The sequence below is a fragment of the Streptomyces sp. NRRL F-5630 genome (assembly GCF_000719475.1).
In the GTDB taxonomy this organism is placed as follows: domain Bacteria; phylum Actinomycetota; class Actinomycetes; order Streptomycetales; family Streptomycetaceae; genus Streptomyces.
On sequence record NZ_JOGO01000004.1, the window covers coordinates 117868 to 131364 of the forward strand.

Annotated in this window: 11 protein-coding genes; 5 read left to right on the plus strand and 6 right to left on the minus strand. The window is 71.2% G+C overall.

Going from position 1 to position 13497, the window contains the following annotated elements:
• Window positions 1–150: 150 nt before the first annotated feature.
• The gene (locus IF99_RS0103075; RefSeq protein ID WP_107048923.1) at window positions 151–918 is read right to left on the minus strand and encodes a GntR family transcriptional regulator; all 768 of its coding nucleotides are present in this window, start codon (window positions 916–918) and stop codon (window positions 151–153) included.
• 460 nt (window positions 919–1378) lie between these two features.
• On the opposite strand from IF99_RS0103075, the gene IF99_RS0103080 reads away from it, so the two are divergent.
• From IF99_RS0103080 to IF99_RS0103090, 3 genes are all read left to right on the plus strand, one after another.
• A complete protein-coding gene (locus IF99_RS0103080; RefSeq protein ID WP_234340566.1) occupies window positions 1379–3445 on the plus strand; it encodes a glycoside hydrolase family 36 protein in 2067 nt (688 codons plus the stop codon).
• A gap of 540 nt (window positions 3446–3985) precedes the next feature.
• Window positions 3986–4564 carry a TetR/AcrR family transcriptional regulator gene (locus tag IF99_RS0103085; protein ID WP_030994736.1) on the plus strand — a complete coding sequence of 193 codons (579 nt, stop codon included), beginning with the start codon at window positions 3986–3988 and terminating at the stop codon, window positions 4562–4564.
• A gap of 151 nt (window positions 4565–4715) precedes the next feature.
• Entirely contained in the window at window positions 4716–5597 is an 882-nt protein-coding gene (locus tag IF99_RS0103090) for an alpha/beta fold hydrolase (protein WP_030994737.1), read from the plus strand.
• A 531-nt stretch (window positions 5598–6128) separates the two neighbouring features.
• Here the strand turns inward: IF99_RS0103090 and IF99_RS0103095 are convergent.
• Entirely contained in the window at window positions 6129–7118 is a 990-nt protein-coding gene (locus IF99_RS0103095) for an AraC family transcriptional regulator (protein WP_051703339.1), read from the minus strand.
• Between the two features lie 107 nt (window positions 7119–7225).
• On the opposite strand from IF99_RS0103095, the gene IF99_RS0103100 reads away from it, so the two are divergent.
• Window positions 7226–8206, plus strand: a complete 981-nt coding sequence (locus IF99_RS0103100) for a zinc-dependent alcohol dehydrogenase family protein (RefSeq protein WP_030994739.1) — start codon at window positions 7226–7228, stop codon at window positions 8204–8206.
• Between the two features lie 215 nt (window positions 8207–8421).
• On the opposite strand, the gene IF99_RS0103105 is transcribed toward IF99_RS0103100, so the two are convergent.
• The 3 genes from IF99_RS0103105 to IF99_RS0103115 all read right to left on the minus strand — a co-directional run bounded on the left by IF99_RS0103105 (window position 8422) and on the right by IF99_RS0103115 (window position 10993).
• Window positions 8422–9135 (minus strand): DJ-1/PfpI family protein, encoded by a 714-nt coding sequence (locus IF99_RS0103105; protein ID WP_030994740.1) that lies wholly within the window; start codon window positions 9133–9135, stop codon window positions 8422–8424.
• 273 nt (window positions 9136–9408) lie between these two features.
• On the minus strand, window positions 9409–10044 hold the full coding sequence (locus tag IF99_RS0103110) for a sigma-70 family RNA polymerase sigma factor (protein ID WP_030994741.1): 636 nt from the start codon (window positions 10042–10044) through the stop codon (window positions 9409–9411).
• Window positions 10045–10183: 139 nt separating this feature from the next.
• Window positions 10184–10993 carry a hypothetical protein gene (locus tag IF99_RS0103115; RefSeq protein WP_030994742.1) on the minus strand — a complete coding sequence of 270 codons (810 nt, stop codon included), beginning with the start codon at window positions 10991–10993 and terminating at the stop codon, window positions 10184–10186.
• A 721-nt stretch (window positions 10994–11714) separates the two neighbouring features.
• Here IF99_RS0103115 and IF99_RS0103120 point away from each other — a divergent pair.
• Window positions 11715–12593: a cyclase family protein gene (locus IF99_RS0103120; RefSeq protein ID WP_030994743.1), complete on the plus strand. Its 879-nt coding sequence runs from the start codon at window positions 11715–11717 to the stop codon at window positions 12591–12593.
• Window positions 12594–12885: 292 nt separating this feature from the next.
• Here the strand turns inward: IF99_RS0103120 and IF99_RS0103125 are convergent, their stop codons facing one another.
• Window positions 12886–13311, minus strand: coding sequence for a RidA family protein (locus tag IF99_RS0103125; RefSeq protein WP_030994744.1), 426 nt, complete (start codon window positions 13309–13311; stop codon window positions 12886–12888).
• Window positions 13312–13497 lie beyond the last annotated feature (186 nt).

Genomic DNA, 13497 nt, shown 5'->3' on the forward strand with positions numbered 1-13497 from the left:
GGAGCCCGGTGGGGACAGTAACTGGTCTCATAGACGGCCGTCAATAGTCTCATTCTGGTATTCATCTGGTATTGGCGACCGGACGGCGCGTCCACCCCGCAACTGGTGTGTGGCGGAGGCGGCGGCGCCTCCGTGACCTGCGGTGATCAATCAGTCCTGATTGGTGATGGAGGCCCGGAACCGGTAGCGGTCCCCCCGGTAGACCTGGACGGTCAGCTCGATCGGCCGCGATTCCTGGTTCGACGTCAACTGGGTCGCGACGAGCATCGGCATGGTCTCCCCGATCTCGAACAGCTCGATCTCCCGGGGCGTCGGGTGGCGGGCCTCGACCGAATAGTCGGCGACGCGGGGCAACTGCGGCGGGTCGGCGGCGCGCAGGGTGGCGTAGAGCGAGGCCGTGGTGAAGTCGGTCTCGGCCAGGGCCGGACAGACCGCCAGAGGGAGCCGGTTGTGCTCCAGCACGACCAGCAGCCCGTCGAGGAAGCGCAGCCGGTGGAGGTCGAAGAGGTCGGCGCCCGGAGCGATCCGGAGCTGCTCGGCCTCGGACACCGTGGCCGGGCGGACGGTGGCGGAGAGCACCTTGCCGGCCGTCGTCAGGCCGTTGGCCTGGGCGTAGTCGGCGAACCCCTGGACCTGCGGAGCCACCGCGCCGGACGTCATCGTCGCCTCCGGGAGCAGACCGAGCTCCGCGACGAACCACCCGCGCGACGACGACGGCCGCACGATGCCCCGTGCCTCCAATTGCGCGAGAGCCGCTCGCAGCGTCACGCGCGACACGGAGTACCGCTCGACCAGAGCCCGCTCGGAGGGCAGCCGGTCTCCGGGGCGGGCGGCGGCGGCGCGCAGGTCTTCGAGCAACTGCGCGGCCGTGCGCTCGTACAACGGGAGGGCATCGTCCCCGAACAGGCCTCTGGGCATCGGCGTTCTCGCATCCGTCATACCAGAACCATACCAATGCGGTCGTCGACGCGGACCCTCGTCCGAGCCGCCCACCCGTTGACATGCCAGTCGAAGACCACTTACGTTCTCGAAGCAGGCCACCCGAGGAGGAAGAAGTCGCTCGTGAGCGACCTTCCGTTTGGCTTCCGTTTGGCCGTCCCCCGAGCACTCCCGGGTGATCGAGGCAGCGTGGTGTCAGCCCACCGGGGGCCACGCACTGCCACCGGAGGCGACCTCACGCCGGGGCCGTTCAGACGCCACCCCTCCCGCGCCGCCACCTGACCCCTGCGAGACCAGAAGCAGACCAGAGTCGACCAGCCTTGCGGACGGTCGCTCCGTCGCGAGCACGCGGCTCGGCTCCGACGATCCACCACGACGGACAGAAGGCGGCTGCCCCGGCCGGGCACGCACGACCGAAAGAGAGTTCGAGATGACGGACATGAACCGGCGAAGCGTACTGAAGGTGGCGCTGGGGGGTGCCGGTCTGGCCGCCTTCCCCGCCGTGGCCATGGGCGCCTCACCCGCGGTCGCCGCACCCCACTCGGCTCCCCGCCTCGTCGGGGTCGGCGACACCTCCATCACCCTGGAGTTCGACGACCAACTGCGCAGCCGGGTCGCGCTGAAGGACGTCGGCCTCACCCGCTTCGACGCCGGTGAAGCCCTGCTGGTGGGCGACAAGGCCATCGAGGCGTTCGCCTACCGCGGACACCGGACCCACCCCACCCGGCATCCCCGCCACGGCGCGGGCGTCCGGGTGACGATCGAGGGCGCGTCCAAGGAAGGCGTGCACAAGAGCGTCGAGCTGACCTCCTTCGAGCGCCTGGCCGGCATGATCGTGATGAAGGTGACCTACACCAACAGGTCCTCCACCGCGCTGAAGGTCACCGGGTGGCGCAACGGAGCCCACGAACTCCTGGAAACCCCCGGCGGCTTCTACACCTTCTCCGGCACCACGTACACGGACCGCCGCGACTGGGTGATGCCGGTGAAGGACGGCTACGTCCAGGAGAACTCGCTGGGGATGGACTCCTCCGACTACGGCGGCGGCACCCCGCTGGCGACCGTTTGGCGCCGGGGCGCGGGCCTTTCGGTCGGACACGTCGAGCCCGTGGCGACGATCCTGCGGATGCCGGTGCGCAAGACGGCCGCCGGCGCGAGCATCGCCATCCAGGACGACACCGCCCGCACCCTGAAGCCGGGCCATCGGCTCAGCACCAGCACCACCTTCCTGACCGCTCTCCCGGGCGACCACTTCGTGCCGCTCCAGCGGTACCGCGCCTACATGAGCGACATCGGCCAGCGCGCCCCCGAGGTCCCCGCCTCGGCCTTCGAGCCCATCTGGTGCGCCTGGGGCTACGAGCGCGACTTCACCGTCGAGCAGGTCACCAAAACACTGCCGAAGGCGCACGACGTCGGCCTGCGCTGGGTCGCGCTCGACGACGGCTGGCAGACCAACGAGGGCGACTGGGACATCAACACGGCGAAGTTCCCGCGCGGCGAAGCGGACATGCGGGCCTTCACCAAGGAAGTACGGGACGCCGGCCTGCGACCGCGCCTGTGGTGGGCCCCGCTCGCGGCGGACCCCGACAGCAAGCTGATGCGGGACCGCTCCGACATGCTGTTGCTGGACCGCGACGGCAACAAGCAGGACGTCACCTGGTGGGACGCCTACACGCTCTGCCCGGCCTACCAGCCGACCGTGGACTACTTCGTCGAGCAGGCGAAGAGGTTCATCGGCGACTGGGGCTACGAGGGGCTCAAGATCGACGGCCAGCACCTCAACAGCGTCGCGCCCTGCTACAACCCGAAGCACCGGCACGCCCGCCCCGAGGAATCCACCGAGGGCGTGGCCCGGTTCTGGAAGGCGATCCACGAAGCCGTGCACGCCACGAACCCCGACGCCCTCGTCGAACTCTGCCCCTGCGGCACCGCCTTCGCCTTCCACAACCTGCCCTACGTCGACCAGTACCCCAGCTCGGACCCGGAGTCCTCCTACCAGGTCAGGAGCAAGGGCAAGTCGATGAAGGCCCTGATGGGCACGGGCAGCAGCTACGCCGGCGACCACGTCGAACTGAGCGACCACGGCGACGACTTCGCGTCCTCCTACGGGGTCGGAGCCGTCCTGTCGACCAAGTTCACCCTCCCCGGCACCGGAGCCCCGGACAAGGCGACCGACCTCACGCCGGAGAAGGAGGTCCTCTGGCGCAAGTGGGTGTCCCTGTACGAGAAGAACATGCTGCCCACCGGCGAGTACCGGGGCGAGCTGTACGACATCGGCTTCGACAAGCCCGAGGCGCACGTCGTGGCCAAGAAGCGGACCCTGCACTACGCCTTCTACGCCGACCAGTGGGACGGGACGGTCGAACTGCGCGGCCTGGGCCGCACGCGGTACCGCCTGACCGACCCGTTCACCGGCAAGTCCCTCGGAACCGCCACAGCTCAGCACAACACCGTGAAGCTGTCCTTCAAGCGCTTCCAGCTCATCGTGGCCGAGCCCATCGGCTGATCGCCGGGCGGCGGGGGCCGGGGCCGGGATCGGGGCGGCCGGGTGGCGCACTTTGATCAGGCGCGTCGCGCCCCCCGGCTTGCCGGGCCCCCGGCCCTCCCCGGCCGACCGGCCACGGCAAGGCCGGTAAGCCCCCGCTGGTCCGGGGCCTCACCGTCGGTCAGACCCCGGGCCGACACAGGCCGCGCGGCATCCACCGGGTGAGCTGAAGCGGACGCGGTCGGCACGCGCCCCCGTGGTACGCCTTCTCGCTGTGGCCGGTGCGGGGCCGTAGGCGCGTGTCTCGACGTCAGCGCATCTTCCCGATCTTCAACGCTCGCGCCCGCTCTCCCCTGTTCTCCGGACGGATGCGCTTGGCCAGGGAGTGCCGGTGGGAGCTGACAGCTCACGGCTGGTAAGGCCAGAGCTGACTGGCGTGAACCGCGTGAAGACGGCGAGCGGCGGGCCTCCTCTCCATCGGCAGCTCTGTGGGTCCGGCCTCGGCCGGACGGTCCTGGAGTATTTTTTGATCGGCCGATCCAGATAAGTTACGGTGGGGTTATGGCGAGGACCCGGGAGTTCGACACCGAGGCGGCGGTGAGCCGCGCGATGGAGCTGTTCTGGACGCGCGGCTACGAGGCGACCTCGGTGCGCGACCTGACCGGGCATCTGGGCATCGGGCAAGGGTCCTTGTATGCCGCGTTCGGCGACAAGGACGGTCTGTACCGGGCGGCGCTGGAGCACTACCGCACCACCCTCGCGGCAGCCGCCCTGCGCAGCCTGGAGGAGGGGGCGGACGCCCGCTCGGCGATCCGCACGATGCTGGTCGAGCGGGTCCGGATCGCGGTGGGAGAGGACGGCCGGGGCTGTCTGGCGGTCAATGCCGCCTGCGAGCGCCTGCCGCAGGACACGGCGATCCGGCGCACCGTGCGCGACATGCAGGACGCCAGTCGGGACGCACTCGCCGAAGTCCTGCGAGTGGCGGCGGAGCGGGGCGAGATCGCGAAGCGGCACGAGCCGTCCACCCTCGCCGCCTTCCTCGTCACCTTCCTCAACGGACTGCTGGTGTCCTCGAAGATCACACCGGACATCGGCGCACTCGAACCCCTCGTCGAGATCGCGCTGGCCACGCTCGATTGATTCCTTCATGCCCAGATGAATTTTTTCACGCCCAAAATCTGTATCGAACGTTCCATAAAATCCTCCGAGGTCCGCCCGGTACGCGAACCGGCCATCCCGCGCGAACCGGCTGACCTCCGCATCGCGACGTACACCGAGAAAGCGGGAAGACATGATGATCGACCATGACGCGAAGCCCATGGGCACAGGACGAGCCGCCGTCAACGGCACGAGTCTGCACTACCGCACCGCCGGGTCCGGCCCCGTGGTGGTGCTGCTGCACGGCGTGCCCAAGACCGGCTACCACTGGCGCCACCTCGTCCCGAAGCTGACGCCCCACTACACGGTCGTCGTGCCGGACCTGCGCGGCCTCGGCGATTCCGCCCGCCCGGCGGACGGCTATGACTCCGCGACGATGAGCGACGACATCGCCGCGCTCATGGCCCACCTCGGGCACGACATGTACGCCGTGGTCGGCGAGGACTGGGGAGCGGTGATCGGCTACCAGCTCGCCGCGCGTCACCGCGACCACGTCAACGCGCTCGTGTTCGCCGAGGCTCTGTTCCCCGGCTTCGGCTTCGAGGACCACACCGCCCTCACCCCCGAGAACGTCTCCGGCGGCATGCATCTGTGGCACCTGGGCTTCTATTTCCAGCCGGACGTCCCCGAGATGCTGATCGCCGGACATGAGCGCGAACTGATCACCTACATGATCAAGTCCGAGCGCAGCCACCCCGACACCGCCACCCCGGACGCGATCGACGAGTACGTTCGCTGCTACTCCATGCCGGGCGGAATCCGCGCGATGCTCTCCGTCTACCGGGCCATGCTCGTCGACGCCGAACAGAACCGGCGGGCCGCGCGGAGGAAGCTGGACATCCCGGTGCTGGCCCTCGGCGGGTCCGCGTTCATCGGCGACCGCAACGAGTCCCAGATGAGGCTCATGGCCCATGACGTCGCGGGACACGTCTTCGACGCCGGCCACGATCTCGCCGAGGAAGTCCCCGACGAGATGGCGGACATCCTCTTGCCGTTCCTGGCCGCACACCGGTAACCGCACCCGTCTGCCGAGGTCGGCCCTTCTACGCGTCCCTGTTGTCGGGGTCGGCCCTGCGACACGGTCCGGCAGGGCGAGGGCCTCGTGCCCGTTACGACCGATGCGGCTCAGTATCGCCAAGGGGCCGTCACGGCCCGGACCGGAAGGGGCTCAGTGGTCGCGTATCCGGGCCGCGAGTTCGCCGGCCGAGGGCCGCGCCGGAGCGGCGGGCGCGGGACCGGGCGGTCCGGTCGTTGGCTCGTCCGAGCCCGGATCGCTTCCCCTGGGTCGACTCCGCGGGAAGCTTGGCGAGGCCGAGGGGGTGGGGGCGGCGATGAGGGGCCTCCACCCCAGCGGTTGCCCCCTCGCCTCGGTGCGGATGCGGGCACGTTCCCGCGCTGGGCGGTGGGTCACGGCGCCCACGCGCGTCGGCCAGGATGCGCTGCCGCAACGGACCGGAGGGGGCCTCGATCGGGTCGGCCGGGGAAGGACGCGCACGTCCCTGCCGCGTGGCGGGGCCGTCCGCCCGGACCGGCTCCGACCTGCGAGCTACGCACGGTCCTTCGGCTGAGGCGTCCCGGTAAGGCCAGACGGTGAACCGCTCCGGGGGTCTTCCCCTGCGGCGCTCGCCCGGGCTGTATGCCTCCAGGTACCGGGCGAGACACCTTCTCTCCTGGAGAAGGCTCGGCTCAGGGCTGCTCCTGTCTCGTAGCCGACCTCGGTGGCGATCTCCTGCACACTCAGTGGCGTCTCACGGAGCAGAACCTTCGCCCGGTACATACGCCAGGTCGCAAGGTGGCCCTGGGGGGTGTCGCCCGTCCGCTCGCTGAACAGCGCGGCGAACGCCGAGCGTGACATCCCCGCTGCTCGTGCGAGTTCGCCGACCGTCCATTTACGGCTCAGATCCGCGTGCAACTCCTGGATGGCCCGGGCGAGACGGGGGTCTCGCAGGGCGGCGATCCAGCCGATCGTGCCGGCGCCGACGTCGGCGCAGAACGTGCGCAGGGCCTGGACGAAAAGTGTGTCGGACAGGCGGCTCATGACAAAGCCGGCGCCGAGTCCGTTGGCCGAGCTTTCGTGTTCGATGAGCCGGAGGGTGGCGCGCAGGACTTCACCGGCGGCTGCGTCCGGACGCAGCCGGAACAGCGGTGGCAGGAGCGCGAAGAGCGGTTCGGCGGCGACGTTGTCGAAAGTGAAGCGGGTGGAGACGATCCGGGTCGATGCCCCGTCACCTCCGACTCGCACCAGGGTGCCGGATGCCTGAGCCGCCAGGTGGTCGCAGTCCAGGAGTTCGCCGCCGTCCGCGTCCCGCAGGACGAAGCCGACACCCGCCCGCACCAGGAAGCAGTCGTTCGAGCGCAGGTGCTGGGGACTCTCCAGAACGTCTGAGTCGAGGAGGCAGGAGCCGTCCGCGATGAGGACCAGCCGGGCCAGGTTCCGTGGGGGGAAGGAGACGCCCCAGGGCGCGCGTGCTTCCACTCGCACGTATCGGGCGTCCTCGACCCTCATCGTGGCGAGAAGGTCGTCGACCGGATCCATGAAGCCTCCTGGACACTCGGCACCAAACGATGGACGGAAAGATGCAGGTCGTCCGGGGTGGTGAACCTAGCGTAGGGGTAGTTCACGAAAGAGAGGCGGCAGGGCACATGCGCTCATTCACAGTCCAGGCGGGTGGTGGTCTGGCACTCACCACCGATCGGCCGGTAGCCGACCCGTCGGCGGGAGAGGTGCGGGTGGCGGTCAGGGCCACTTCCCTGAACGCCCGCGATCGGCTCATCATCGCCGGCAAGTACTCCGTCGACGTCGGGGGGCGCGTCCCGCTCTCCGACGGCTCGGGCGTCGTCGAAGCCGTGGGCGACGGGGTCTCCCGCTTCCGGGTCGGCGATCGTGTCCTGGGCGCCTTCCATCCCACCTGGCTGTACGGCCCCTACCCCGGCTGGAAGGGGCTGCGGGGCACGCATCGCGACGGATGGCTCCGCGACTACGTCGTCCTCGATCAGCAGAGTCTGGTCCCTGTACCGGACTCCCTCTCCTTCGAGGAGGCGGCCACGCTTCCGTGTGCCGCGCTCACCGCCTGGTCGGCGGTCGAGGGAGTCGGGCCGGGCGATACGTTGCTCGTCCAGGGATCAGGGGGCGTGTCCGTCTTCGCGCTGCAGTTCGCCCGGCTGGCCGGCGCACGTGTACTGGCCACGACGTCCGACGCAGGCAAGGCCGAGCGTCTCAGGGCCCTCGGCGCTTCCGGCATCGTCAATTACAAGGAGACGCCGCACTGGGGTGCGCGCGTGCGCGAGCTTACCGACGGCGGGGCCACTCGGGTCCTGGAGATCGGCGGCGCCGGGACCCTGACGCAATCCATCGAGGCCGTCGCTCACGGCGGCCAGATCGCCTTGGTCGGTAATCTCGCGCCGGGCGAGGGCATGGACGTGCATCACTTCTTCCGCCGGGCCGCGACCCTCAGGTCGATCAGCGTGGGGAGCCGCAGCGAGCTGGAGCGCATGACCGAGGCCATCGCGCGAAGTGGGCTCCGGCCCGTCATCGACCGCGTCTTCCCCTTCGAGCAGGCGCCGGAGGCGGTCGCCCACTTCGAGAGCGGGACGTACATCGGAAAGGTGGTCATCAGCCACTGAGCCTCGTCCCCGACTGTTGACGCGCTGTCGCGCGTCGGACGCGCGCTCCCCCCTTACTCCTGAGGGGGACGTGACAGGTGAGAACGATTCCCGGCGCTCGGCGACCGGCACGTCCGGTGTCCGGGCCGCCCCTCCTCGAAGCTTCGGAGAGGGGCGGGCCGGGGGCGGCACGCCGTGCCTGGACCGGGCCGGGCAGGACGTGTCGCCCCCGGGGGTCAGTCCCTGCGCCAGACGGTGCCGCGCTGCTCGTACTCCAGCACGGCCTCGACCTTGGCGGCGACGGGAGCTCCCCATTCCCTCGTGACCACCCACAGGGCCAGGTCGAGGCCGCTGGTGACGCCGCCCGCCGTCACGATGTCCTTGTCGTCGACGACCCGCGAGGACAACACGTCACCGCCCTCCTGCGTCAGGGCGTCCTTCGCCAGGTGGTGGGTCGTGGACGGCCGTCCCTTGAGCAGGCCCGCCGCCGACAGCACCAGGACGCCTGTGCACACCCCGGCCAGCACTGTGCCCGACCGGTGCGCGCGCCGGAGATCGCGCAGCACCGCGGCGTTCTCGCGCAGGCGGTGCACGCCGGGGCCTTCGGGGTCGCCCCATCCGCCGCCCGGAATCACGAGGATGTCGGCCTCGGTGGGGTTCCAGCCCTGGTCCACGACGATTCTCGTGCCGAAGGCGCAGGTCACCTCTCCCGGCCCCCCGGGTCGCACCAGGGAGGTCCGCAGGGTGCCGCCGACGTGCGCGGCGTGCCCGAACACGTCGCGCGGGCCGATGAAGTCCTGCTCCTCGGCGCCGTCGTACACGAGGATGTGCACGCGCGTGGGCCGGCTCTTCGCGGCAGTGCCGCGCGCGGCGGCCGGAGAGGCCGACACCCCTACCGCGGCGGCTGCCAGGCCGACGCCCGATGCCTGCAACAGATTCCTTCTCCGCATGATTCGTCTCCTAGTCACTCGGTGGTCTGCGGGCGCCACGGTCACGACCGCCGTCCCCACCAGGTGTCGGACGGTGCCGGGGGGAAGTTCCCGGCACCGCGCGGAGGGATGTGGGGGGCTCTGCGTCTTCCGTCAACCGAGTCGGGGATCTCTCGGCTCGTAGGAGGTGCCGTCGCGGCGCGGGGACACGGCCTGTCTTCGCGCGTGCGGACGGGGTCGGCTCAGCGCCCCGTCCGCACGTCTCCGGGATTCCGGCCTCGGGTTCCAGCCGGGCTATGACACGGGGGCCCAGCCCAGGGCCTCCTCCTCTCCCTGTTCCAGGCGCCGGGTCAGGGCACTGCGTGCCCGCGCGACCCGGGAGCGGACGGTGCCGATCGGACAGCCCGCCTCGCGGGCGGCCTCCGCGTAGGAGAGCCCGAGGAGCTGGGTGAGCACGAACGCCTGCCGGCGGTCGTACGGGAGTGCCGCCAGGAGGCCCTGGAGCGCCACTCCGTCCTCGAAGCCGGGCAGTCCGGTCGGCTGGTTCCGCTCGACGGTCAGGCACCAGTCGTCGGTGTCGGCGAGCAGGGGGCGCGCGGCGGCCCTGCGGAAGTCGTCGACGACGGCGCGGCGCGCGATGGCGAGCAGCCAGGTACGGGCCGAGGAGCGGCCCTCGAAGCGGTGCAGGGTGCGCAAGGCGCGCAGAAAGGTGTCCTGCGCGAGGTCCTCGGCCGCCTGCGGGTCGTCGGAGAGGTGGGCCACGTACCGCACGACGTCGCGGTGCAGGGCCCGTACGAAGGCGTCGGCGGCCTCGCGGTCCCCGGCGCGGGCGGCGAGCGCCCAGGCGGTAGCGGCGGAGTCCTCCGCCGTTCTGTCCCGGGGGACGGTGGCGCGCTGTGGCCCGCGCGGGGCGGGCAGCGTGGTGTTCATCGCCAGGTGAGTCCTTCACGGATCGGTCCGGGGACGGGCATGCGTGCGGGTCGCCGCTCCGTGCGGGTACGCCACCGGGCGGCCGGTCGATGACCGGTCGCGTGCGCGGGGTACGTCCTCCGGAATGCCTGCCGCGTGCTCAGAACGCGGCGAGCACCCCGGGTGGCCCGCGCCGCTCCAAGGCGCGGGCGCAGCGCAGCCCCTGGGGCAGCCGGTCGCTCAGCCCCTTGCGGGGACGCAGGCGGCGGCGCGGCGCGGGCAGCGGAGCCGTGAGGAGGGGGTGGAGCGGGGCACGCAGCCAGCCGGCGACGGCGCGCAGGACCTGGAAGACCGCCCGTTCGCCGTGGGCGAGCCAGATACCGCAGACGAGTGCGGCCAGAACGTGCGCCGCGAGCATGCCGGTCGAGGACATCCCGCCCATGTCATGGCCCATGGGGGCCAGGGAGGCGAGCGAGCCCGCGTGGTCCGTGCCCGCCATGTGACTCATGGCGGAGTGATCCATCCCGCCCATGTCGCCCATCGCGGAGTGGTCCATCCCGGCCATGCCGGAGTGGTCCGTGCCCGCCATGGAGCCGGCTCCCCCGGCCCCGCTTCCGGCGCTCGCGATACCGCCCGCGTCGACGGAGCACAGGTTGTCGTACGGAGACGTGGCGGGCGCGGCCCTCGTCGTCCCTGTACTGCCTGCCGGGCCGAGGGCGGACTGCGCGGCGGTGAAGGCACTGTGCAGGACGCCCTGGGTGGCGACGGCGAGAGCCGTCACGAGCCAGGGGCCGCGCTCACGGGCGGCGAACCACCAGCCGGGGAGCGCGAGGCAGAGGAAGGCGACGGCGAGCACCCCGAGGGGAAGCCGTGTCGCCGACATGAGCAGGTGACCGGTCGCGGCGAGCGTGACGGAGACGGCGGCGAACATCGCCGCCCTCAGCACGCGTCCCACCGGCCCGGCCTCCATGGCACCTCATCCTCCCACCGCGCGACGGCAGAGGACACGGCGGGATCCGGCTCGCCGTCACCGCCGAAGAGAGCGCTCACGTCGGAGACTTGGGGTGTACGCGTACCGGGTTCTCCGGCGTGAGAACCCGTCTCTTACGGCTGTGCCCGGCTCGGGACGCGACGGGACGGGACGGGTGCCCGGCTCGGCTGGTGACAGGGACCCGGCTCGGCCGGTGACGGGTGCCCGGCTCGGCCGGGGGCTCGCGGCCGAGGCGACATTCTTCCGAGAGGTGGCACTTCTCCCTCTCGTGGACACGGCGGTGCGCGGCGAGGCTACGGGTGGGGTCCGACCGTGGGTGAGAGAGGAAGCCGCTGACAGAAAGATATGCCGCCGTCGTGAGTGGGATGTCGAGCTAGGATCGGTCCCGTACGGCGTCGGCCTTGCGCGGTGCGGCATTTGCGTGGTGGCCACCCTGGACGCGAGACGGCACGGAGCGACTGGACGACGCGCGCGCCCACCCCGCAAGGGATAACGCCCCGGCGGCACCGTCGCGTCCGACGCGCAAGCCTGCCGCTCCCCCGTCGCCTCCGCCCGTACGCACGGTGTGTCCGACCGCCGCGCCACCGGCTCGCCCCGCCCCGGGGCGCAGGCGGCCGAACCCGGCCCCCCACCGGTCGGCGCCCCCCTCCCCCGCCTTCTGCACCCCGATCAACCGGACAAGCGAGAGTGAGCGACGCACGTGAGTACTTCAGACCAAGCCGAACTCCCGGACAACTGGGGCCGGTGGGGCCTCGACGACGAACTGGGCACACTGAACCTGATCACCGAGACGGTGCGGGCGCGGGCTGCGGCGGAGGTGCGGACCGGCCGGTGGGTTTCGCTGGCCCAGCCGGTCGTCCCGGCCCCGATCGTCAGCGGCCCCTTCGCGCCCACGACGGTGGAGGTGTCGCCCGTGCAGCAGATGATGTCCCACACCGGAGGGGGTGTGGCGGCTGACCTGACGCTGACACAGAACCACCACGCGAAGTCGACCCACATCGACGCGCTGGCGCACTGGTCGACCGACGGCGAGGTCTACCCCGGTCGTCCCAGGGACCAGGTCGTCACGGCGGGGGGCGTCACTTTCGCCTCGACAGCGGCCTTCGCGGCCGGAATCGTGACACGTGGAGTCCTGCTCGACCTGGCCGTCGACGAGCCCCTCCCCGCCGGGTACGCGGTGACGTCGCGCGACTTGGAGCAGGCGGAGGAACGTCAAGGCGTCCAGGTGCGCTCGGGCGACGCCCTGGCGATCCGCCTCGGCTGGCCGACCACTCCGGTCCCCGGCACACCGACACCGGGCATCAGTCTCGACGCCGTGCGGTGGATGCACCACCGTGAGGTGTCCGTCTACACCGGCGACCGGGGCGACGCCTTCCCGCCCCTCGACCCGGCCGCGCCGTCCCCGCTGCACGGCGTCGCACTCGGCCGGATGGCGATGCCCCTGATCGACGCCTCGCAGCTCGATGATCTCGCCTCCGTATGCGCGGAGTTGCGGCGATACAGCTTCCTGCTGGTCGTCGCCCCGCCCCGCGTGCACGGCATGACCGGGAGCCCGGTCAATCCCATCGCGCTGTTCTGACGGCGGCGGGACGGCCACGGGGCGGCGACGCGAGAAACGCCGTCAGGGACGCCGTGGACACGTCCTTCCAGTGGGCAGTGACGGGCTCTCGCCGTGCGCGGCCTCCACCACGGACGGCCTCCCCAACGGAGAGGAGAACCGAGGTGCGGACGGCGCTATGGAAGAAGTCGGCGTCCCGTCTCGCCCAGTTCCTTCCCCAGCCGGTGTACGGCGCGGTCCTCGGCGCCGCCGCACGGCGCCGCGCCGGGGGCCGGGTGGTGGACCCGGGCCCCGGCGCGGCCGCTCCATCGTTCTATCGGGCCACGTCGTCGGGATAGGCGGCGGTCGCCTGGATCTCGACGAGCAGTTCCGGGCTGGCGAGGCCGCTGACGCCGATGATCGTCCAGGCGGGGTAGGGAGCCGTGACGAGGCGCTGCTTGGCCGCGAGGAATCCGGGCATGTTCGCGCGGATGTCGACGTGATAGCTGGTCACGTCCACCAGGTCGCCGAGGCCGAGGTTCTCCAGCCGCAGGATCTCCTCAAGGCGCCGGATGGCCAGCTCTGTCTGCTCCTCGGCGGTCTCCCCCGGGACGCCATCGGGGCGGCGGCCGATCTGGCCCGAGATGAAGAGGTGGCCGTGCGAACGGACGGCGGGGGCGTGGCCGAAGCGCGTGAAGGCGCTGGTGGTCCCTCCGAAGGCCGGCGAGTCGTCGGGGACCTCTACGTGGTGGATGGGCATCGCGGTGTTCCTTCTCTCTGGTGTCTGCGCTGAGTGCGTGACGGCTTCAGTGCCGCCTTCGGTACTGACGGGTGGTGTGCCGGCGGGTGGGGCGGCTTCGGTGCCGGCACCTGTGCCGACCTGTACGCCGACCAGCGCCGGCCTGTGAGCCCGCTTCCGGGTCGTCCTCCCCGACCGGCGGCGGGG

What these genes read in the sequence shown, in the direction of transcription:
- IF99_RS0103075 (WP_107048923.1), bottom strand. Translation starts at nt 918, where the DNA reads ATGCCCAGAGGCCTGTTCGGGGACGATGCCCTCCCGTTGTACGAGCGC.
- IF99_RS0103080 (WP_234340566.1), top strand. Translation starts at nt 1,379, where the DNA reads ATGAACCGGCGAAGCGTACTGAAGGTGGCGCTGGGGGGTGCCGGTCTG.
- IF99_RS0103085 (WP_030994736.1), top strand. Translation starts at nt 3,986, where the DNA reads ATGGCGAGGACCCGGGAGTTCGACACCGAGGCGGCGGTGAGCCGCGCG.
- IF99_RS0103090 (WP_030994737.1), top strand. Translation starts at nt 4,716, where the DNA reads ATGATGATCGACCATGACGCGAAGCCCATGGGCACAGGACGAGCCGCC.
- IF99_RS0103095 (WP_051703339.1), bottom strand. Translation starts at nt 7,118, where the DNA reads ATGGATCCGGTCGACGACCTTCTCGCCACGATGAGGGTCGAGGACGCC.
- IF99_RS0103100 (WP_030994739.1), top strand. Translation starts at nt 7,226, where the DNA reads ATGCGCTCATTCACAGTCCAGGCGGGTGGTGGTCTGGCACTCACCACC.
- IF99_RS0103105 (WP_030994740.1), bottom strand. Translation starts at nt 9,135, where the DNA reads ATGCGGAGAAGGAATCTGTTGCAGGCATCGGGCGTCGGCCTGGCAGCC.
- IF99_RS0103110 (WP_030994741.1), bottom strand. Translation starts at nt 10,044, where the DNA reads ATGAACACCACGCTGCCCGCCCCGCGCGGGCCACAGCGCGCCACCGTC.
- IF99_RS0103115 (WP_030994742.1), bottom strand. Translation starts at nt 10,993, where the DNA reads ATGGAGGCCGGGCCGGTGGGACGCGTGCTGAGGGCGGCGATGTTCGCC.
- IF99_RS0103125 (WP_030994744.1), bottom strand. Translation starts at nt 13,311, where the DNA reads ATGCCCATCCACCACGTAGAGGTCCCCGACGACTCGCCGGCCTTCGGA.